This is a genomic window from Methanomassiliicoccales archaeon (genome assembly GCA_014361295.1).
Classification (GTDB): domain Archaea; phylum Thermoplasmatota; class Thermoplasmata; order Methanomassiliicoccales; family JACIVX01; genus JACIVX01.
Genome location: JACIVX010000108.1, coordinates 1 through 786, shown reverse-complemented (window position 1 = coordinate 786; position 786 = coordinate 1). Strand labels below are relative to the sequence as shown.

1 protein-coding gene is annotated in these 786 nt (G+C 39.7%); it reads left to right on the top strand.

The window, feature by feature from the left end:
- Positions 1–540: 540 nt before the first annotated feature.
- Entirely contained in the window at positions 541–738 is a 198-nt protein-coding gene (locus tag H5T41_11430) for a hypothetical protein (protein MBC7109370.1), read from the top strand.
- Positions 739–786 lie beyond the last annotated feature (48 nt).

Here is a 786-nt window from a genome sequence, read left to right as displayed (position 1 = left end):
CAACCCCTTTGGGGTTGCCCCCCTTTTTCTTTATAATTAAAATTGAATTCAAATGCGAGAAGCTATACAGGTTATAAATGAATTGAAAGAAAAGGGGCTCATCAAGGATTACGCAATAGGAGGCGGCATCGCTACCCTCTTCTATACAGAGCCTTTCTTAACATAACGATTTAGATATCTTCATCCTAACGGAAACTCGAACTGAACAAACTATAATAGACTTGTCCCCTATATTTGAATATCTAAAGGCAAAAGGATGCTTTTGGAAAGGCGAACACATAATGATTGAAGGGGTTCCTGTTCAATTCATCTATGCAGACGAGCTGGAGAAGGAAGCGGTGGAAAGAGCGAGAACAATGGAATATGAGGGGGAAAAACGAAAGTGATTAACTCCGGAATACCTTATAGCAATCCTTCTAAGGGCGGGTCGGAGTAAAGACAGGGAGAAGGTTGAAAAACTGATTCAGGAGGCGGAAGTTGATCAAGAGAAGCTTCAAAATATATTAGATAAATTCGGGTTAAGGGGGAGGTTTGAGTTTTATGAAAAAGGATAAACAAAAGATAATCTTTGATAAGGACAAGATACTCACGAGAGAGGAAATTTTTGAAGGGAAGGAGAGATTTCGCAAAGAGCAAGCTAGGCTTCCATTTGAGGAAAAAATCAAAATTCTCGTAAAGCTACAGAAAATCGCCCGTAGTATAAAGGGAAAGGGAATTGTTTGGAAAATAAAGGAATAATTGAGTTTTGATTTATATAGAGTTGGGGGGGCGGAGCAAAGCTCCGCC